The organism is Bradyrhizobium sp. CCGB20, assembly GCF_024199855.1.
Classification (GTDB): Bacteria; Pseudomonadota; Alphaproteobacteria; order Rhizobiales; family Xanthobacteraceae; genus Bradyrhizobium.
The window spans coordinates 1,948,616-1,966,743 of sequence record NZ_JANADN010000001.1; the positions used below are offsets into that span (position 1 = coordinate 1,948,616).

Genomic DNA, 18,128 nt, shown 5'->3' on the forward strand with positions numbered 1-18,128 from the left:
TCTTCTTACCGCAGCGCACCGCGCATGCCCAATATCGCGGCAGGATGCTTGACCGCAAGGCGATCAGCGAACAAGGTCCGCGCCGTGCACGCCCCAAATCATCCAGGACAGATACCGGCCTCATTCACGCCTGATTCGCGTCAGGCTTGGGTACGCCTCGTCATTGCGCTGCTGATCGGCTCGATCGGCGGCGTCGGCATGTGGGCCATCGTGGTCATGATTCCCGCGGTGCAGGCCGAATTCGCCGCCACGCGCGGCGCGGTGTCGCTGGCTTTCACGCTCATGATGTTCGGCTTCGGGCTCGGCGGCGTGATCGCCGGCAAGATCACGGACCGGTTCGGCATCGTGCCCGCAATGGCGATCAGCATTGTCTTCCTCGGCATCGCCAATGTGCTCGCGGGTCTGTCGACTCAGCTCTGGCAATTCGTGGCGGCGTACTTCCTGATCGGCCTCGGCACTTCAGCGACCTTCGCGCCGCTGATGGCGGAGGCCTCGCACTGGTTCGAGCGCTATCGCGGCCTTGCCGTGACCATCGTCGCCAGCGGCAATTATTTCGCCGGCACGATGTGGCCACCGCTCGTGAACTGGGGCCTGCAGACGATCGGCTGGCGCATGACCCATATCGGCATCGGCCTTGTCTGCGTGAGCCTGATGACGATTCTGGTGTTGGTGCTGCGCGCGCAGATGGGCGACGACAAGGTCCACGATCATGCCAATGCGCCGCCGCCGCGGGTCGATCTCAAGCTCTCGACCAACACCCTGACGGTGCTGCTCTCGATCGCCAGCATCTCCTGCTGCGTCGCCATGGCGATGCCGCAGGTGCATATCGTCGCCTATTGCGGCGATCTCGGCTACGGCGTGGCGCGTGGCGCGGAGATGCTGTCCCTGATGATGGCCTGCGGTATCGTCAGCCGCATCGGCTCGGGCTTCCTGGCCGACAAGATCGGCGGCATTCGCACGCTGCTGGTCGGATCGCTGGCGCAGGGCTTTGCGCTGGTGTTCTACCTGTTCTTCGACAGCCTCACTTCACTCTATCTGATCTCCGCGATGTTCGGCCTGTTCCAGGGCGGCATCGTGCCGAGCTACGCCATCATCGTGCGCGAGGCGATGCCGGCGCGCGAAGCCGCAACCCGCGTCGGCATCGTGATCTTCGCGTCCGTGTTCGGGATGTCATTCGGCGGCTGGGTGTCGGGCGTCATCTTCGATGCGACGGCTCCTACGCCGCAGCGTTCGCGAATGGCGTAGCGTGGAATGCCTTGAATATCGGCATCGTGGTAACGCTGCTGATCCGGTCGCGGATGAACGCGATCAAAACCGGCCCTGGTTTTGCGACCTAAACCTCGCGCCCTGGCTTGAGCAGCGAGCAGCCGGTGATCTTGTAACTGCCGTCCGGCTGCTGCTCGAGCGTGTACAGTGCTTCCCAGGCTTCGCCGTTGGCGTCGATGATGTGAACGTGCTGGGCAACCCAGCTGCCTTCGCTCTTGCTGTCGCCGAATTCAAAACTCTTGTGCCGGTAGACCGGTGCGTAGCCTTTCTGCACCATGGACATGAAGATGTCGGGCGCGGGAAAGATCTCCCTGATCGCCGGTGCCGCATGGGAATAGGCCGCGGCCGCATCGTCGCGCGCAAAGGCCTGTTCCTGGGCGCGGATGACGCCCTGTGCTGCCGAGACATCGCCGGCCAGTGCCGGGACGCTGCGGAGGGCGATCGTGAGAGCGACGAGCAAGGCGGCGATGCGCATGACTGGCTCCGCATTGAGATCCCGGCCATGCCGATCCTAGCATGACTTTGGGGAGATACGGGTGCGCTATCGCTTTCGTTTCACCGTCGGCTTCGCCTGCTTGGCTGCGGTACGTGCCTTGACCTTGCCGGGCTGCACCCGCAGCCCGTCGACGAACACGTCGAGCATCCGCAGCACCGAGGATTGCCAGCCGGGCTGGTCGTGCATGTAGCACATGCCGATCAGTGCCCTGAACAGGTCCTCCGGGCTGATATCGGCGCGCATCTGGCCGGTCGCGACAGCGCGATCGAGCAGCGAGCCGACTGCCTTGGTCAGCCGGTCCATCGAGAACGCCGCAAGGTCCGACGAACTCTGGAACGTCAGCGCCAGCGCAGCTGACATGCCCTTTTTCGTGGCAACGAATTCGACGGTGGAGCCCAGCCAGCGCCGTAACGCATCGACCGGGTCCTTGGCATTCTTCAATTGCTCGGCAAGCTCGCTGAGCTGCTCGACCTCGCGCCGGTAAACCGCCTCGAACAGATCTTCGCGCGTCGGGAAATGCCGATACAGCGTGCCGATGCCGACGCCCGCACGTTTTGCCACCGCTTCCAGGCTCGCTTCCGGGCCGCCGGCGTTGAAAACCACCTTCGCAGCCTCGAGCACGCGCTCGCGATTGCGCACGGCGTCGGCACGGGGCTTCCGAATCTGGTCGGTGTGGTCGTCCATGCCCGCAATGTAGATCACGAATTGGTTAGATTGAACCCTCGCAAGAACCTTTGCAGGGCTGCATCGCGTTGTACGCCAACGGGCTTTTGACGAATTCCAAATATTTTCCGGCGGCCCTTGTTAAGCGGAGGGTGCCTCCGTATCTTTGATCATGTGCCGACCCGGATTGTGCTCGGGCGGCGCAGTATCGACGGCGGCCACGGCGGTGGCGCGCCGAACGATGAGCCATGTCCATATCTGATCGGAGCCTTGTATGAACCACTCCATCAGCCTCACCGTGAACGGTGCGCGGCGCGAATTCGTCCTCGACGATCCGCGCGTCACGCTGCTCGATCTCCTGCGTGAGCGCCTCCATCTCACCGGAACCAAGAAGGGATGCGATCGCGGCCAGTGCGGCGCCTGCACCATTCTCGTCGACGGCAAGCGCATCAATTCCTGCCTCGCGCTCGCCATCAGCCATGACGGCGCCGACATCCTCACCATCGAAGGCGTCGCGCGCGGCGACCAGCTTCATCCGGTGCAGGCCGCCTTCATCGCCCATGACGGATTTCAGTGCGGCTTCTGCACGCCCGGCCAGATCATGAGCGCGATCGGCATGATGCAGGAGGCGCAGGCCGGCAACGATCCCGAGCGCATCCGCGAATGCATGAGCGGCAATCTCTGCCGCTGCGGCGCCTATGCCGGCATCGTCGATGCCGTGCGCGAGGCGCAAGACCGCATGGATGAATCCAATCAGAGGCGCTCCGCATGAAGCCGTTCGATTATGTCAGGCCTGCCACGGTCGCCGAGGCCGTCGCTGCTGCCGCCCAGCCGGGTGCGGCGTATCTTGCCGCCGGCACCAATCTGCTCGACCTGATGAAGGGGGGCGTCAGCCGTCCGGATCGTCTGGTCGACGTTACCCATCTCGACGGGCTCGACCAGATCGAGCATCTCGCCGACGGGTCGTTGCGGATCGGCGCGCTCGTGAGCAACGCCGATCTCGCGCATGATGCGGGCTTCGCAAAGTCCTATCCGGCCGTCGCTGAAGCGCTGCTCTCCGGCGCGTCCGCGCAACTGCGCAATGCTGCCACGGTCGGCGGCAATCTGCTGCAGCGGACGCGCTGTGCGTATTTCTACGACACCGCCAGCCGCTGCAACAAGCGCGAGGCCGGTACTGGCTGCGATGCCCGCGAGGGTGAGAACCGCTCGCACGCCGTGCTCGGGTGGAGCGAAAGCTGCACCGCCACGCATCCGTCGGACTTCTGCGTGCCCTTGGTCGCGCTCGACGCCATCGTCGAGATCGAGGGCAGCAACGGCCGTCGCGAGATCGCGCTCGACGCACTGCATCGCCTGCCGGGCAATACGCCCGAGCGCGAATCGGCGCTCGAACCCGGCGACCTCATCGTCGCGGTGCGCCTGCCGGCCGCGGCGCGCGGCTTCGCCGCGCATGCGCGCTACCTCAAGGTTCGTGAGCGCACGTCCTACGCTTTTGCCGTCGTGTCGGCCGCGGCTGCGTTGCGGATCGAGAACGGCAGGATCGCGGAAGCGCGGCTTGCGCTCGGCGGCGTCGCCGCAAAGCCCTGGCGCGCCCGCGCCGCGGAGGACGTGCTCAGGGGCGTCGCACCGACGGCCGACGCGTTCCAGGAAGCGGCCTGGCGCGCGCTCGCCGATGCAAAACCGTCCGGCGACAACGCCTTCAAGATCGAACTCGCGCGCCGCATCGTCGTGCGCGCGCTGACCCTTGCCGCGGCCGGGACGCCTGCGCGTATCCCGGCGCTGCCGGCCTCTCCCTTTGCCTCGACGTCCGGAGCCATCCATGCCTGAGCTCAACCTGACCAGCGCGCCCGCCCATCTGCGCCACGGCTCGAATATCGGCCAGCCGCTGACCCGCCGTGACGGTATCCTCAAGGTGAAGGGGCAGGCGACCTACGCCGCCGACAATCATCCGCCCGGCATGCTGTTTGCCGTGATGGCGGTTTCCAGCATCGCGCGCGGCCGGGTCGCCTCGCTCGATGTCGCTGCTGCAAAACGCCATCCCGGCGTCGTCGACGTCATGACGCCGGACCACAAGCCGCAGCTCGCGGTCGATCCTGAGATCAAGACCAATCCGTTCGTGTTCCGGATGGAGGTGTTGCAAAGCAACGAGGTTCGCTACGCCAACCAGCCGATCGCCGTCGTGATTGCGGAAACGCTGGAGGCGGCAACGGAAGGTGCGGTGCTGCTGGCGCCGCGTTACGAGACGCTGCCCGCGCTTGTCGGCCTCGATGCCGGCGACAGCTTCGTGCCGCCGGTGGTCGGCGTCGGCAACCCCACGGAAAATCACCGTGGCGATGTCGAGGCTGGCCTTGCCTCGGCCGAGAAGCAGATCGATACGGTCTACGAGACGCCGCCGCAATATCACAACGCGATGGAGCCGCATGCGATCGTGGCTCACTGGGACGGCGACAGGCTGTCGGTCGACATGCCGACGCAGGGTCTCATGCTGTCGCTGGCGCGCATTGCGGAGCTGTTCGGCATCGCGCACGACAAGATTCACATCCGCAGTCCCTTCCTCGGCGGCGGCTTCGGCTCCAAGGGGCTGATGGCGGGGCCGCAGACCCTCGGCATCATGGCAGCCAAGCTGGTCGGCAAGCCGGTCAAGCTCGTGCTGCGCCGTGAGCAGATGTATGGCCCCGTCGGCCATCGCGCGCCGACCCGTCAGCGGCTGCGCATCGGCGCCGATGGTGACGGGCGCCTGACCGCGCTCGATCATCACGCCCGGACCGTATCGAGCACGTTCGACGACTTCTACGAGCCCGCGGCCGACGCCTCGCACACGCTCTATGCGGCGCCTGCGATCCGCACCTCGCATGATGCCGTACGCGTCAACACCGGCACGCCGCTGTTCATGCGCGCGCCGGGCGAGGCAACTGGATCGATTGCGCTCGAAAGTGCGATCGACGAGATCGCCTGGGCGAGCGGCATCGATCCGCTCGCCTTCCGTCTGAAGAACTATGCCGAGGTCGAGCCGATCACGGGAAAGCCGTTCTCGTCCAAGGCGCTGCGGGCCTGCTACGAGCAGGGTGCGGCGCGCTTCGGCTGGTCGAAGCGTCCGCTCCAGCCGCGGCAGATGCGCGACGATGCCGGCCATCTGGTCGGCTGGGGCATGGGCACCGCGACCTTCCCGGCGCTGATGTTCCAGGCCGAGGCGCGCGCGGTACTACGCCGTGACGGCTCCGGTGCGATGGAGATCGGCGCGCACGATATGGGGCAGGGTGCCTGGACGGCGCTGGCCCAGATCGCGGCCGACGAACTCGGGCTCGACATCGACCGCGTCGAGTTCAAGGCCGGTACGTCCGACTTGCCCGACGCAGGCATCGCCGGCGGCTCGGCGCATACGGCAACCGCGGGCGCGGCGATCCACAGCGCCGGCGCGGCCGTGATCGCAAAACTCGCCGATCTCGCGACCGGTGACGAGCGCTCGCCGCTGTTCGGCGCCGGCAATGCCGGCGTGATCGCGCGCGATGGCCGATTGATCCGGCGCGACGACGAGAGCCGCGGCGAGAGTTACGCCGATATCCTCGCGCGCGCCGGCGTCGCCGAAATCGAGGCGCGCGGCACCGGCGCGCCGAACCCGGCCGCGATGGAGGAATATGCGATGCACGCCCACGGTGCGGTGTTCGCGGAGGTGAAGGTCGATCCCGAGCTCGGACAGATCCGTGTCAGCCGGATGGTCGGCGCCTTCGCGGCGGGGCGCATCGTCAATCCGCATCTGGTGAAGAGCCAGCTGTTCGGCGGCATGATCTGGGGCCTGTCCTTCGCGCTGCACGAGGAAGCCATCACCGATCGTCGCAGCGGCCGGATCATGAATGCCAATCTCGGCGAGTACCACATCCCCGTGAATGCCGACGTGCCGCCGCTCGACGTGATCACGGTCGAGGAGCACGATCCGCATGTGAATGCGCTCGGCATCAAGGGTGTCGGCGAGATCGGCATCACCGGCAGCGCCGGTGCGGTCGCCAACGCCGTCTGGCATGCGACCGGCGTGCGCGTCCGCCGTTTCCCGATCAGGATCGAGGAACTGTTGACGCAGATCTGACGCAGCAGGCGGGGCGAGATCTTCTCGCTCCGCCGCGACGTCAGTTCATCTTCCTGCGCACGGCCTTGATCGCCTCGCGCTGCGTCTCGATGTATTCGGCGATGGCTTTGCGCAGCTCGCGCGAACGGAGCTTGTCGGCATCGCGCTGCACTTCGTCGAGCGCGGCTTCTGCATTGGCGAGCGTGATCGTCATCCGCGAACCCTGTTACGAAGCGTCCCCGGAACGCGAGCAGTCCGGGGCTACGGCCCGCAACATATAGCGGCTTGGCCCGCGAAAATTGAGATGGCTCAAGCTCCGTAAGAAACCGGTGGCTCCGTAAGATCCCGGATAGCGCCGCTGCGTTTCAGAATGTCGGCGGCGTGCAGGCCGAGATCACTTCGCACGGCTTGCCGCCGACGCAGCGGAAGCGATGCGGGCGGCGGCTCTCGAAATAATAGGCATCGCCGGGATTGAGAATGCGGCGCTCGTCCTCGACGGTGACTTCGAGCTTGCCCGAGATCACGATGCCGCCTTCCTCGCCGTCATGGACGAGATGGACGCGCCCGGTGTCGCTGCCGGGCTCGTAACGCTCTTTCAAGATCTGGAGGCTGCGGCCGAACAGATTGTCGCCTACTTGCCGATACGAGATCGGCTTCTTGCCGACCTCGGTCAGCTCCTCCGCACGGTAGAAGATCTTGCGCCGTGACTCCGGCTCCAGCGCGAAGAACTCGGCGAGCCCCATCGGGATGCCGTCGAGGATGCGCTTGAGCGCGCCGACCGACGGGTTCATCTGGTTGGATTCGATCAGCGAAATCGTCGAATTGGTGACGCCGGCGCGCTTGGCGAGCTCGCGCTGCGACAGCTTGTGGCGCGCCCGGATGAATCGCAGCCGTCCACCGATGTCGACGCTCATGCCCTGGTCCTGTGTTGCAGGTGTTGCGGATCGCGCAAATATGGACCGGCTGCCCCTGTGAAATCAATGGCTTGCAGGTCACCAGAAAAGGACTTGTTGCCCTCTAGAAGCCGTGGCTCTGCTATCCCGTCAGCAAAGGAGCGTGGCCCGTGACCGTTCATCAGATTCCGAACACTATCAAGACCGACTCGTTCTGGATGCCGTTCACGGCCAACCGCCAGTTCAAGAAGGCGCCGCGCCTGTTCTCCTCGGCCGAGGGCATGCACTACACCACCGTCGACGGCCGCAAGGTGATCGACGGCTCCGCCGGCCTCTGGTGCGTCAATGCCGGCCATGGCCGCAAGCAGATCGCCGCTGCGTTGGAGCGCCAGCTCATGACGCTGGACTTCGCGCCGTCGTTCCAGATGGGCCATCCGCTGGCATTCGACTTTGCCGAGCGCCTCGCCGAGATCGCGCCGAAGGGCCTCGACCGCATCTTCTTCACCAATTCCGGCTCCGAGTCGGTCGATACCGCGCTGAAGATCGCGCTCGCCTATCACCGCGCCAATGGACAGGCGAGCCGTACCCGCCTGATCGGCCGCGAGCGCGGCTATCACGGCGTCGGCTTCGGCGGCACCTCGGTCGGCGGCATGGTCGCCAACCGCCGCGCCTTCGCGACCCTGCTGCCGGGCGTCGACCACATCCGCCACACCCACGATCTCGGCCGCAACGCCTTCGCCAAGGATCAGCCGGACCACGGCGTCGAGCTTGCTGACGATCTCGAGCGCCTGGTCGGCCTGCACGGTGCCGAGACTATCGCCGCCGTCATCGTCGAGCCGGTGCCGGGCTCGACCGCGGTGCTGCCGCCGCCGAAGGGCTATCTCCAGCGCCTGCGCGAGATCTGCGACAAGCACGGCATCCTGCTGATCTTCGACGAGGTCATCACCGGCTTCGGCCGCCTCGGCACACCGTTCGCCGCCCAGTTCTTCGGCGTGACGCCTGATATGATGACGACGGCCAAGGGCATCACCAACGGCACCATTCCCTGCGGCGCGGTGTTCGCGAGCCGCAAGGTGCATGACGGGATGATGGTCGGCCCCGAGAACCAGATGGAGCTGTTCCACGGCTACACCTATTCGGCGCATCCGACCGCCTGCGCCGCCGGCATCGCGACGCTCGACATCTACAAGGACGAAGGCCTGCTCACGCGCGGTGCGTCGATCGCCGAATACTGGCGCGATGCGCTGCATTCGCTCAAGGGCCTGCCGAACGTCGTCGACATCCGCAATTGCGGCCTGATGGGCGCAGTCGAATTGGCGCCGCGCGACGGCGTGGCCGGCGCGCGCGGCTATGACGTCATGGTCGACTGCTTCAACACCGGCCTCTATCTGCGCATGAGCGGCGATAGCTTCGCGATGTCGCCTCCGCTCATCGTCGAGAAGAGCGACATCGACCAGATGGTCTCGATCCTCGGCGACGCCATCAAGAAGGTGGCCTGATAATTGCTCTCGCCGTTGCGGAGTTTCTTTTGCAGCGGCGAGCGTGATGCCGCGGGAGTTTGACGAAGCGTGAAAGTTCTGATCCTCGGCAGCGGTGTCATCGGTGTCACCTCTGCCTACTACCTCGCACGTGCCGGCCACGAAGTGACGGTTGTCGATCGTCAACCGGAGCCGGCGCTCGAAACCTCCTTTGCCAATGCGGGCGAGGTATCGCCCGGCTATTCCTCGCCCTGGGCGGGCCCCGGCGTCCCGGTGAAGGCGGTCAAGTGGCTTCTGATGAAGTACGGCCCGCTGGTGATCCGGCCTAATCTGGATCCCGTGATGTGGGTCTGGCTGCTCAAGATGCTGCGCAACTGCACCAGCGCGCGTTACGCGGTCAACAAGAGCCGGATGATCCCGATCGCGGAGTACAGCCGCGATTGCCTGCGCGATCTGCGCCGCGACATCGGCATTCAATATGACGAGCGCGCGCAGGGCACGCTCCAGCTGTTCCGCTACCAACAGCAGCTCGACGGCACGGCCGAGGATATCGCCGTGCTCAAGCAATATGGCGTGCCATTTGAAGTGCTGAGCCGCGAGGGCTGTATCGCGGCCGAGCCGGCGCTTGCCGGCGTGAAGGAGAAGTTCGCCGGCGGACTTCGCCTGCCGCAGGACGAGACCGGCGACTGCCACATGTTCACGCAGGCGCTGGCCAAGCATGCCGAGGCGCTCGGCGTGCGCTTCATGTTCAACACCGGCATCGATCGCATCGTCACCGACGGCGCGCGCGTCAGCGGTGTCGCGACCAGCGCAGGCATGTTGCAGGCGGACGCCTACGTGCTCGCGCTCGGAAGCTGGTCGTCGCGGCTCGTCGCGCCGCTCGGCATCTCCTTGCCGGTCTACCCCGTGAAAGGCTACTCGATCACGGTGCCGATCAAGGACGCTTCCGGTGCGCCGGAATCGACCGTGATGGACGAGAGCTACAAGGTCGCGATCACCCGTCTCGGCAATCGCATCCGCGTCGGCGGCACCGCCGAAATCTCCGGCTTTTCGACCAAGCTTTACGACGCGCGCCGCGCCACGCTCGATCACTCCCTGACCGATCTGTTCCCGCGCGGCGGCGACCTCTCCAAGGCGACGTTCTGGAGCGGCCTGCGGCCGATGACGCCGGACGGCCCGCCCGTGATCGGCCCGACGCAATACGCCAATCTCCACCTCAACACCGGCCACGGCACGCTCGGCTGGACCATGTCCTGCGGCTCCGGCCGCGTGCTCGCGGACATGCTGTCAGGCAAGAAGCCGGAGGTCGATGTCAGCGCGCTGACGGTGGACCGGTATAATCACCGGTTTGGCTAAGATTCTATCCGCTCGTCATTGCGAGAAGCGAAGCGACGAAGCAATCCAGACTCTTTCCGCGGAGACAGTCTGGATTGCTTCGCTGCGCTCGCAATGACGATGTGGAAGCATCGTCGTTCTCTTTCGTAAGAACGAGGGGAAAAGAACTACCCGGCCCCCGTCACGCAATTCACCCACAGCACCACCGCCTTCGCATCCTCCGCGGGATTTGAAAACCGGTGCGGCCTTCGGCTTGCAAATCTAAAGCTGTCGCCGGTCTTCAGTGACCACGTCTCGCTGTCCACCGTCAGCATCATCTCGCCTTCTAGGACGAGTCCGGCCTCTTCGCCGTCATGGGTGTAGAGCTCGTCGCCAGTGGAGCCGCCGGGCTCCAGATGCACCAGGAACAAATTGAGCCGGTTGTCGGCACTGGCCGGGCTCAGCAATTGCTTTGACACGCCGGTGCGCCAGAGCTTCAGTTCGGGCCGTTGCAGCCCGCGCGTCACCACCTGATCGGAGGCGCCGTCGGCGCTCGGGCTCGCGCCGAACAGTGCGGCGATGCCGACGCCGAGCACGTCGGCCAGTGTTGCCAGCACGCGCAGGGAGGGTGACGACAGGCCGCGCTCGATCTGGCTGAGAAAGCCGATCGAAAGATCCGTCCGCGCTGCGACGGTCTCGAGCGAGAATTGCCTGACACGCCTGAGATCGCGGATGCGACGGCCGACCGCGACGTCCATTGCAGGCTCCGTCGGCCTCGCGGTAGCCTTCTTGACCTTCCTCACCGGCTTTGCGGCGGCCGGTTTGCGCATTCTTTTGCCACCGCTCACGTCAAACCGCTTCCTTCATGTGCATGAAAACCGCTTGCATCGTCCGCGAAAGTGTGACCAAATTTTCATATTGGTGAAAATAGGCCGAAACGGCTTGGCCCGCAACGTCTGATCACGACATGCGCGAGCGCCGTCATCGGCCGGACCCAAAGGGGGATGCGATGAAGCGTTTTGGTCTGGCCGCGGTCGCGGCGCTCGCACTGGCAGCGATGGCTCCGGCCTCGGCGCAGCAGGTGCTGAAGGTCGGTTCGACGCCGACCGGCATTCCCTTCACCTTCCTCGACACCAAGACCAACACCATCCAGGGCATCATGGTCGATCTCGTCACTGAAGTGGGCAAGGATGCCGGCTTCAACGTGCAGATCGAGCCGATGCAGTTCTCGGCGCTGATCCCGTCGCTGACCTCGAGCAAGATCGACATCATCGCGGCCGCGATGTTCATCACGGCGCCGCGGAAAGAGGTCGTCGACTTCTCCGACCCGATCTACACCTATGGCGAGGGCCTCGTGGTGCCGAAGAGCGACACCAAGGCCTATGTCACGCAGGATGATCTGAAGGGCGAGACGGTCGGTGCCCAGGTCGGCACCGCCTTCGTCGATGCGCTGAAGAAGTCCGGCCTGTTCGCCGACGTCAAGGCCTACGACACCATCCCGGACATCCTGCGCGACGTGAACACGGGCCGCCTCAAGGCCGGCTACGCCGACTATCCGATCCTCGCCTACAATCTGAAGCAGGGAGGTTTCCCCGAGGTGCGTCTCGTCGACGGCTACAAGCCCGTCACCGTCGGCTCGGTCGGCATCGGTGTCCGCAAAGGCGAGGCCGCGCTGCTCGGCAAGATCAACGCCTCGCTCGCGAAGCTGAAGGCCAACGGCACCATCGACAAGATCCTCGATAAATGGGGCCTCAAGGCTCAGGGCTGACAGAGGCTGATCGAGCTTTACGATGAAAGGCTTCTGGCACGACGCTGTCGAGTTCTTCCCGATCCTGATGAACGGCGTCGCGCTGACGATCGTCGTCACCATCGGCTCGCTGCTGCTCTCGACGGTGCTGGGCCTGATCTGGGCGATGATGCGGGTCTCGGGCATCCGTGTCCTGTCGATGCTCAGCGCCAGCCTGATCAACGTGATCCGCGGCATCCCGATCATCGTGCTGCTCTTCTACCTATACTTCGTGATGCCGGATCTCGGCGTCACGCTGTCGGCCCTGCAGGCCTCGATCCTCGGGCTCGGCATCGCCTATTCGGCCTACCAGGCTGAAAACTTCCGCGCGGGCATCGAGGCGATCGACAAGGGCCAGATCGAGGCGGCGCAGTCGATCGGCATGGGCTGGTGGCTCACCATGCGCCGCGTGGTGCTGCCGCAAGCGGTGCGCATCGTGCTGCCGCCCTACGGCAATGTCATGATCATGATGCTGAAGGACTCTTCGCAAGCCTCCACCATCACGGTCGCCGAGCTTGCGTTGCAAGGCAAGCTGATCGCCTCCTCGACCTTCAAGAACACCAACGTGTTCACGCTTGTTGCGCTGATGTATCTCACCATGAGCATCCCGCTGATCCTGCTGGTCCGTCATTTCGAGAAACGGGCCGGCAAGCGATGATCGAGCTCAGCGACGTCCACAAGAGCTTTGGCAAGGTCGAGGTGCTCAAGGGCATCACGGCTTCTGTCCAGAAGGGCGAGGTGGTCTGCATCATCGGCCCCTCGGGCTCCGGCAAGTCGACCATCCTGCGCTGTATCAACGGTCTCGAAAGCTACGACCGCGGCGAGATCAGCGTCGAGGGGCTCAAGGTGGACCGCGACGCGCCGTCGATCGTGTCGATCCGCACCCAGGTCTCGATGGTGTTTCAGCGCTTCAACCTGTTCCCGCATCGGACAGTGCTCGAAAACGTCGTCGAGGGGCCGCTGTTCGTGAAGAAGGAGCCGCGCGCGCAGGCGTTCGAGCGGGGCCGCGCGCTGCTCGCCCGCGTCGGGCTGGCCGAGAAAGCCGACGTGCATCCGCCGCAGCTCTCCGGCGGCCAGCAGCAGCGCGTCGCGATCGCGCGGGCGCTGGCGATGCAGCCCAAGGCCATCCTGTTCGACGAGCCGACCTCGGCGCTCGATCCCGAGCTCGTCGGCGACGTCCTCGGCGTGATGCGCAAGCTCGCCGATGAGGGCATGACCATGGTCGTCGTCACCCACGAGATGGGTTTTGCCCGCGACGTCGCCGACCGCGTGCTGTTCATCGACGGCGGCGTCATCGTCGAGCAGGGGCCGGCCAAGGCGCTGCTCAATCAACCCCAGCATCCGCGGACGCAGGACTTCTTGCGCCGCGTGCTGCATCCGCTCTGACCGGACCTTTGTAATGACGCGCCTGCCTCTGCCGCCCTCGCTCTATGCCGACACCGCCGTTGCGCCGGTCGCCACGCCGCCGCTCGACGCGGACAAGAACGTGTCGGTCGCGATCGTCGGCGGCGGCTACACAGGGCTTTCCACTGCGCTGCATCTGGCGGAGCAGGGTGTTGAAGCATTGGTGCTGGAGGCGCAGGAGCCGGGCTGGGGCGCGTCGGGCAACAATGGCGGGCACACCAATCCCGGCCTGAAGCACGATCCTGATCAGATCGAGGCCGATTTCGGCACCGAACTCGGCCGCCGCATGATCGCGTTCTCCTACGGCACCACGAATTTCACGCACGATTTGATCCGCCGTTACCAGATCCCCTGCGAGGCCCGGCAGAACGGCACGCTGCGCGCGGCCTATAACGAGGCCAGCGCCGCCGCGATCGAGAAAACGGCGCAGCAATGCATCCGCCGCGGCATGCCGGTGAAATATCTGAACCGCGAGCAGTTGCGCGAGATGACCGGCACGGACCGCTACATCGGCGCCATGCTGGACACGCGCGGCGGCGATCTGCATCCCCTTAGCTACGCCCGCGGTCTGGCGCGTGCCGCGATCTCGGCCGGCGCGAAAGTCCACGGAGAGACGCCGGCGCTATCGCTCCGTCGTGAGGGCACGCGCTGGCGCATCGAGACGCCGCGCGCGGTGGTGCATGCGGACAAAGTGCTGCTCGCCACCAACGGCTTCACCGACGATCTCTGGCCGGCGCTCCGCCGCACCATCGTGCCGGTGTTTTCGTCGATCGCCGCCACCGCGCCGCTCTCCGACGCGGTCGCAAGTTCAATCATGCCGACACGGCCCGTGCTCTACGAGAGCGGCCACATCACCGTGTACTACCGCATCGACCAGCAGAACCGCCTGTTGATGGGCGGCCGCGGCCCGATGCGCTGGATCAACTCGCCGAACGACGTCGCCTATCTCATGCGTTATGCGGAACGGCTTTGGCCGCAGCTCAAGGGCGTGGCCTGGACCCACGGCTGGAACAGCCGGCTCGCCATCACCAAGGATCATTATCCGCATGTGCACGAGCCGGCGGACAACATCCTGATCTCGCTCGGCTGCAACGGACGCGGCGTCGCCCTCTCGACCGCGATGGGCGCGCAGCTTGCGCGCCGCCTGACCGGCGGCTCCAAGGCCGAGATCGACATGCCCGTCACCGGCATCAATCCGATCCCGATGCATGCGTTCTGGCCGGTGGGCGTGACCACCGCCGTGATCGCAGGCCGCGTGCGGGACAGGCTCGGTATTTGAAGAAGGCGCCGCCCGGTCAGGGACGGCGCCTCGCGTGAATTGCTAACCGCGTCAGCAGCGGCCCTGCTTCCACAGGCCGGGCGGGCATCCTCTGCCGCGCCAGCCGACCTTGCGGCCATGATGCCATCCGGGAGCTACGGCGTAGCGATGTGCATGGTATCCGCCGTGGTGGCCATGACCGTGGCCGCCCTTGGCGAACGCTGCGCCGGGCATGGTGAAGCCGGCCGCGATGATCAATGTTGCGGCGAGCGCAAGTTTCTTCATCCGAAATCTCTCCTGTAAGGCACGCATCTGTCCGTTCGACGAACGAACATCGATCGCGGTGTCGCGCGCAAATATGGAGGAGTCGTGACGCTCAGCTTTCCGCGACAGCATCCGCCCAGGGCTGGAAGATCTCGACCGCGCCAAAATTCGTGTCGCCGTCGCGCATGACCACGCTCGGGCAGGCGAACTTCTGCGGCAAGGACTGCACCCGGCTCTCCTCATAGTCGAAGCGCGCGGCAAGTGTCTTGCGGACTTCCGCCGGCAGTCTGGCATCGCCGATCACGACCTCGCCTTCGCTGGCGTCGATGCGCGGCTGGTGGATGGCGGTATCGAGATCCATGCCGAAATCCATCGCAAAGGACACGAGCTGCATCACGGACGGCAGGATGCGGCGGCCGCCGGAGGCGCCGACCGCGAGACGCTTGCCGTCCTTGGTCTCGGCGATGACGGGCGTGTAGTTGCAGAGGCAGCGCTTGCCGGGAGCGAGCGAGTTGGTGGTACCCGGCGTCGGATCGAACCACATGATGCCGTTGTTCATGGCGATGCCGCTGTGCGGTGTCACATATTTCGAGCCGAAGGACGAGAGCAGCGTCTGCGTCACCGCGGCGATGTTGCCGTGGCGGTCGACCACGGAGAAATGCGTGGTGCAGGCGGGCGCCAGATATTCGGCGCCGAGCGAGCGCTTGCCGGCGGCATCGCCCATGTCCTTGAGCCGCTCGCGGAAAGCCGCTTGCAAGGCGAGCGCATATTCGGCGTAGGCGGCCGCATCCGGCGCGCTCGCCGGCTTCAGGCTCTGTTGCAAGAGGCGTAGCGCATGCGCCATGGTCGGCCCGGCCGTGAGCTCCGGCGTCGCAAACACCTTGCCGCCGCGATAGGGGATCGCCAGCGGCTCGCGCAAATGCGCGCGGAACGCGGCGAGATCCTCCACCGAGAGCGAACCGCCGTCGGCCTTGATGTCGGAGGCGATGCTCCTGGCGAGATCGCCCTGGTAGAAATCGCGGGGGCCAGCTTCGGCGAGATGCGACAGCGTCGCCTTCAGCGTGTCCTGCGGCATCCGCGTCTCGGACTTGATTCCCCACGGTGCGCTCGGCGGCAGGCCGTCCTTCAGGAATGCCGCCGCGCTTGCGGGGTAGCGCCTGAGATCGGCGGCCGAGCCCGAGATCGTCACCGTGGTCCACCAATCGACCAGCAGGCCTTCGCCGGCGAGCGCGGCGGCCGGCGCGACCAGATCTTTCCACGGCATTTTGGCGTAGCGGCGATGCGCCTCCTCCATGCCGGCGACGACGCCGGGCACGGCAATCGAGCCGGGGCCGTGGATGTTGCGATCGTCCTTCACGCGCGGCCAGGGAAACAGATCGGAAGCTGCGCCTTCGCCGCTGAGCGGATAGTCGGCAGCGCGCAGGCTCTGCGGCGCGCACATGCCGTAGTCGATCACCTCGGTGCGATTTTCCTTGGCGCGGTAGAGCACCATGGCGCCGCCGCCGCCGATGCCGCTGTTCCAGGGCTCCAGCACGTTCAGCGCGAAGGTGGTCGCGACGATCGCATCCACGCAGTCGCCGCCCGCCGCCAGCACCTGCGCGCCCACTTCAGCCGCCCGCCGCGATTGCGAGGCAACGATGCCGCCCTTGGATTTGACGGCGGGTTTTCGGACGGTTTGGTTGAGGCTGAACTGGTGAGGCATGATGTCGTCTTGATCTCTGTTGTTTTGGGCTTTTTGCGCTAACGCGGAAGGTCAGCATTGGCGGGGCACGGTGAGGATGGCACATTGCGGCCAACGAAAACATCCAAAGGGAGGCGCGGCATGGCAGGTGTGAAACAGGCGCGGGATGGCGCCGTCGGGATCCTGACCCTCGACGAGCCGGCGAGCCTGAACGCGATGACGCCGGATCTGCTCGGCGCACTCGCCGCCGCCATCGCCGAGATGACTGGGGATGCGAAAGTTCGCGCACTGGTTCTCACCGGCGCAGGGCGCGGTTTTTGCTCAGGACAGAATTTGAAGGCGTCGGAGGCGCTCGGCGAGGACATCGCCGCCGGCGTGATGCGCTTCTATTGGCCCGCGTTCAAAGCGCTGCGCGAATGCCGTGTGCCTGTTGTCGTTGCCGTCAACGGCGTCGCGGCCGGCGGCGGCTTCAGTCTCGCGATGGCCGGCGACATCATTGTTGCGGCGCGGTCGGCGAGCTTCATCCAGGTGTTCAGCCGCATCGCCCTGGTGCCGGATCTCGGTTCGACCTGGCTGCTGCCACGCCTGGTCGGTCGCCAGCGTGCGCTCGAGCTGATGCTGCTGAACGAGCCGCTGACGGCCGAACGCGCCCGGGAGATCGGCCTGGTGCGAGAGGTCGTCGACGATGCCAAGCTGATGGACGAGGCGCTGGTCCTGGCGCGGCGCCTCGCCGACGGCCCGACGCGCGCTTTGGTCGCAACCCGAGCGCTGGTTGAGGACAGCGAGCACACGACCTACGAGGCGCAGTTCCGCCGCGAGATCGAGGTTCAGGCCACGATCCGCAAGAGCGCCGACGCCATCGAAGGCCGGACCGCCTTCGTCGAGAAGCGCAAGGCAAGGTTTACGGGACGGTGAGGCTCGCCATGTCCGGGCTTGACCCCGGCATCGACGTCTTCGGCGGTGGTCCAAGAACGAGGATGGCCGGGACAAGCCCGGCCATGACGATGGAGATCAGTGGGAAAACGGCGAAGCCGCAGCGCTCAGAGCCTGCGGTCCAGCCGGCTGGCCCGATACTTGGCGTGCCATTTCGGGCCAGGTCCGCGCATGTAGTGCAGCTCGGGGCGGTACGGGTTGCCCGCGATCCGCACCAGCTTCTGCCATTTGGTGGCGACGAAGGTGATGGGCTGGCAGAGCAGGGTCAGGGAAGCGAACAGCATGGCATCACCTCAATGCGGCTTGCCAAGCATGGCGGTGAAGGGGAGGTCGAAAATCTCCTCGCCGTCGGACCCGCTGACATGGATCACCCAGTCGCGCCAGTCTTCGGCACCCGGGGTCTGGATCATCGAGTGCATGATCTGGGCGGCACGGTCACGCGCCTCGGTCAGGCTCGCCACTGCGATGCCGCTGCGATCGATCAGCGTGCCGTCGGTGTTGGAGCAGTGAAAATAGACCTGGACCATATGCGTCTCCTATTGGGAGCGATTGGGATGGCAAACAGATACCACCCGAGGCCTTCGCGAAACATTCGGGGCGAGCCCGGTAAGGGAATCTACGGAGATTGGTCGGCA

Annotated in this window: 19 protein-coding genes and 1 pseudogene; 11 read left to right on the plus strand and 9 right to left on the minus strand. The window is 65.6% G+C overall.

All coding sequences use genetic code 11. The features are described from left to right. Nucleotides 1–24: 24 nt before the first annotated feature. A pseudogene (locus tag NLM15_RS08910) lies at nt 25–1,337 on the plus strand (MFS transporter). Here the strand turns inward: NLM15_RS08910 and NLM15_RS08915 are convergent. Next, nucleotides 1,334–1,741: a DUF4864 domain-containing protein gene (locus NLM15_RS08915; protein WP_254116566.1), complete on the minus strand. Its 408-nt coding sequence runs from the start codon at nt 1,739–1,741 to the stop codon at nt 1,334–1,336. The pseudogene NLM15_RS08910 and the gene NLM15_RS08915 overlap by 4 nt on opposite strands. 66 nt (nt 1,742–1,807) lie before the next feature. After that, nucleotides 1,808–2,446, minus strand: coding sequence for a TetR/AcrR family transcriptional regulator (locus NLM15_RS08920; RefSeq protein ID WP_254124190.1), 639 nt, complete (start codon nt 2,444–2,446; stop codon nt 1,808–1,810). A 253-nt stretch (nt 2,447–2,699) separates the two neighbouring features. Here NLM15_RS08920 and NLM15_RS08925 point away from each other — a divergent pair, with 253 nt between their 5' ends. From NLM15_RS08925 to NLM15_RS08935, 3 genes are read left to right on the plus strand one after another with little or no spacing between them, the layout of a single operon-like run. Continuing rightward, the gene (locus tag NLM15_RS08925) at nt 2,700–3,197 is read left to right on the plus strand and encodes a (2Fe-2S)-binding protein (protein WP_254116567.1); all 498 of its coding nucleotides are present in this window, start codon (nt 2,700–2,702) and stop codon (nt 3,195–3,197) included. Next, complete coding sequence (locus tag NLM15_RS08930; protein WP_254116568.1) at nt 3,194–4,249, plus strand: xanthine dehydrogenase family protein subunit M; 1,056 nt, start codon at nt 3,194–3,196, stop codon at nt 4,247–4,249. The genes NLM15_RS08925 and NLM15_RS08930 overlap by 4 nt, the downstream gene beginning before the upstream one ends. After that, nucleotides 4,242–6,503 carry a xanthine dehydrogenase family protein molybdopterin-binding subunit gene (locus NLM15_RS08935; protein ID WP_254116569.1) on the plus strand — a complete coding sequence of 754 codons (2,262 nt, stop codon included), beginning with the start codon at nt 4,242–4,244 and terminating at the stop codon, nt 6,501–6,503. Before NLM15_RS08930 ends, NLM15_RS08935 begins: the two co-directional genes overlap by 8 nt. A 40-nt stretch (nt 6,504–6,543) precedes the next feature. Here the strand turns inward: NLM15_RS08935 and NLM15_RS08940 are convergent, their stop codons facing one another. Then, the gene (locus NLM15_RS08940) at nt 6,544–6,696 is read right to left on the minus strand and encodes a hypothetical protein (protein ID WP_254116570.1); all 153 of its coding nucleotides are present in this window, start codon (nt 6,694–6,696) and stop codon (nt 6,544–6,546) included. Between the two features lie 151 nt (nt 6,697–6,847). After that, on the minus strand, nt 6,848–7,396 hold the full coding sequence (locus NLM15_RS08945; protein WP_018646206.1) for a cupin domain-containing protein: 549 nt from the start codon (nt 7,394–7,396) through the stop codon (nt 6,848–6,850). A gap of 149 nt (nt 7,397–7,545) precedes the next feature. On the opposite strand from NLM15_RS08945, the gene NLM15_RS08950 reads away from it, so the two are divergent. Further along, nucleotides 7,546–8,874: an aspartate aminotransferase family protein gene (locus NLM15_RS08950; protein WP_254116571.1), complete on the plus strand. Its 1,329-nt coding sequence runs from the start codon at nt 7,546–7,548 to the stop codon at nt 8,872–8,874. 69 nt (nt 8,875–8,943) lie between these two features. Beyond that, complete coding sequence (locus NLM15_RS08955) at nt 8,944–10,209, plus strand: D-amino acid dehydrogenase (protein WP_254116572.1); 1,266 nt, start codon at nt 8,944–8,946, stop codon at nt 10,207–10,209. Between the two features lie 146 nt (nt 10,210–10,355). Here the strand turns inward: NLM15_RS08955 and NLM15_RS08960 are convergent, their stop codons facing one another. Next, nucleotides 10,356–10,997 (minus strand): helix-turn-helix domain-containing protein, encoded by a 642-nt coding sequence (locus tag NLM15_RS08960; protein ID WP_254116573.1) that lies wholly within the window; start codon nt 10,995–10,997, stop codon nt 10,356–10,358. A 179-nt stretch (nt 10,998–11,176) separates the two neighbouring features. Between NLM15_RS08960 and NLM15_RS08965 the strand changes: the two genes are divergently transcribed. The 4 genes from NLM15_RS08965 to NLM15_RS08980 are packed head-to-tail and all read left to right on the plus strand — an operon-like array spanning nt 11,177 to nt 14,636. After that, nucleotides 11,177–11,935 carry an ABC transporter substrate-binding protein gene (locus tag NLM15_RS08965; protein WP_254116574.1) on the plus strand — a complete coding sequence of 253 codons (759 nt, stop codon included), beginning with the start codon at nt 11,177–11,179 and terminating at the stop codon, nt 11,933–11,935. Nucleotides 11,936–11,957: 22 nt separating this feature from the next. Beyond that, nucleotides 11,958–12,611 (plus strand): amino acid ABC transporter permease, encoded by a 654-nt coding sequence (locus NLM15_RS08970; protein ID WP_254116575.1) that lies wholly within the window; start codon nt 11,958–11,960, stop codon nt 12,609–12,611. Then, nucleotides 12,608–13,339, plus strand: coding sequence for an amino acid ABC transporter ATP-binding protein (locus NLM15_RS08975; RefSeq protein WP_254116576.1), 732 nt, complete (start codon nt 12,608–12,610; stop codon nt 13,337–13,339). Before NLM15_RS08970 ends, NLM15_RS08975 begins: the two co-directional genes overlap by 4 nt. A 13-nt stretch (nt 13,340–13,352) precedes the next feature. Then, nucleotides 13,353–14,636 carry an FAD-binding oxidoreductase gene (locus tag NLM15_RS08980; protein ID WP_254116577.1) on the plus strand — a complete coding sequence of 428 codons (1,284 nt, stop codon included), beginning with the start codon at nt 13,353–13,355 and terminating at the stop codon, nt 14,634–14,636. Between the two features lie 51 nt (nt 14,637–14,687). Here NLM15_RS08980 and NLM15_RS08985 read toward each other — a convergent pair whose 3' ends face one another. Both NLM15_RS08985 and NLM15_RS08990 read right to left on the minus strand, forming a co-directional pair. Beyond that, entirely contained in the window at nt 14,688–14,900 is a 213-nt protein-coding gene (locus tag NLM15_RS08985) for a hypothetical protein (RefSeq protein ID WP_254116578.1), read from the minus strand. A 91-nt stretch (nt 14,901–14,991) separates the two neighbouring features. Next, entirely contained in the window at nt 14,992–16,581 is a 1,590-nt protein-coding gene (locus NLM15_RS08990) for a gamma-glutamyltransferase family protein (protein ID WP_254116579.1), read from the minus strand. Between the two features lie 120 nt (nt 16,582–16,701). Between NLM15_RS08990 and NLM15_RS08995 the strand changes: the two genes are divergently transcribed. Continuing rightward, nucleotides 16,702–17,475: an enoyl-CoA hydratase-related protein gene (locus NLM15_RS08995; RefSeq protein WP_254116580.1), complete on the plus strand. Its 774-nt coding sequence runs from the start codon at nt 16,702–16,704 to the stop codon at nt 17,473–17,475. Nucleotides 17,476–17,600: 125 nt separating this feature from the next. On the opposite strand, the gene NLM15_RS09000 is transcribed toward NLM15_RS08995, so the two are convergent. Together NLM15_RS09000 and NLM15_RS09005 are read right to left on the minus strand one after the other, a co-directional pair. Next, the gene (locus tag NLM15_RS09000) at nt 17,601–17,777 is read right to left on the minus strand and encodes a hypothetical protein (protein WP_254116581.1); all 177 of its coding nucleotides are present in this window, start codon (nt 17,775–17,777) and stop codon (nt 17,601–17,603) included. A gap of 9 nt (nt 17,778–17,786) precedes the next feature. Next, nucleotides 17,787–18,020, minus strand: coding sequence for a DUF6894 family protein (locus NLM15_RS09005; RefSeq protein WP_254116582.1), 234 nt, complete (start codon nt 18,018–18,020; stop codon nt 17,787–17,789). Nucleotides 18,021–18,128: the final 108 nt, after the last annotated feature.

What these genes read in the sequence shown, in the direction of transcription:
- NLM15_RS08915 (WP_254116566.1), bottom strand. Translation starts at nt 1,741, where the DNA reads ATGCGCATCGCCGCCTTGCTCGTCGCTCTCACGATCGCCCTCCGCAGC.
- NLM15_RS08920 (WP_254124190.1), bottom strand. Translation starts at nt 2,446, where the DNA reads ATGGACGACCACACCGACCAGATTCGGAAGCCCCGTGCCGACGCCGTG.
- NLM15_RS08925 (WP_254116567.1), top strand. Translation starts at nt 2,700, where the DNA reads ATGAACCACTCCATCAGCCTCACCGTGAACGGTGCGCGGCGCGAATTC.
- NLM15_RS08930 (WP_254116568.1), top strand. Translation starts at nt 3,194, where the DNA reads ATGAAGCCGTTCGATTATGTCAGGCCTGCCACGGTCGCCGAGGCCGTC.
- NLM15_RS08935 (WP_254116569.1), top strand. Translation starts at nt 4,242, where the DNA reads ATGCCTGAGCTCAACCTGACCAGCGCGCCCGCCCATCTGCGCCACGGC.
- NLM15_RS08940 (WP_254116570.1), bottom strand. Translation starts at nt 6,696, where the DNA reads ATGACGATCACGCTCGCCAATGCAGAAGCCGCGCTCGACGAAGTGCAG.
- NLM15_RS08945 (WP_018646206.1), bottom strand. Translation starts at nt 7,396, where the DNA reads ATGAGCGTCGACATCGGTGGACGGCTGCGATTCATCCGGGCGCGCCAC.
- NLM15_RS08960 (WP_254116573.1), bottom strand. Translation starts at nt 10,997, where the DNA reads ATGCGCAAACCGGCCGCCGCAAAGCCGGTGAGGAAGGTCAAGAAGGCT.
- NLM15_RS08965 (WP_254116574.1), top strand. Translation starts at nt 11,177, where the DNA reads ATGAAGCGTTTTGGTCTGGCCGCGGTCGCGGCGCTCGCACTGGCAGCG.
- NLM15_RS08970 (WP_254116575.1), top strand. Translation starts at nt 11,958, where the DNA reads ATGAAAGGCTTCTGGCACGACGCTGTCGAGTTCTTCCCGATCCTGATG.
- NLM15_RS08975 (WP_254116576.1), top strand. Translation starts at nt 12,608, where the DNA reads ATGATCGAGCTCAGCGACGTCCACAAGAGCTTTGGCAAGGTCGAGGTG.
- NLM15_RS08980 (WP_254116577.1), top strand. Translation starts at nt 13,353, where the DNA reads ATGACGCGCCTGCCTCTGCCGCCCTCGCTCTATGCCGACACCGCCGTT.
- NLM15_RS08985 (WP_254116578.1), bottom strand. Translation starts at nt 14,900, where the DNA reads ATGAAGAAACTTGCGCTCGCCGCAACATTGATCATCGCGGCCGGCTTC.
- NLM15_RS08990 (WP_254116579.1), bottom strand. Translation starts at nt 16,581, where the DNA reads ATGCCTCACCAGTTCAGCCTCAACCAAACCGTCCGAAAACCCGCCGTC.
- NLM15_RS08995 (WP_254116580.1), top strand. Translation starts at nt 16,702, where the DNA reads ATGGCAGGTGTGAAACAGGCGCGGGATGGCGCCGTCGGGATCCTGACC.
- NLM15_RS09000 (WP_254116581.1), bottom strand. Translation starts at nt 17,777, where the DNA reads ATGCTGTTCGCTTCCCTGACCCTGCTCTGCCAGCCCATCACCTTCGTC.
- NLM15_RS09005 (WP_254116582.1), bottom strand. Translation starts at nt 18,020, where the DNA reads ATGGTCCAGGTCTATTTTCACTGCTCCAACACCGACGGCACGCTGATC.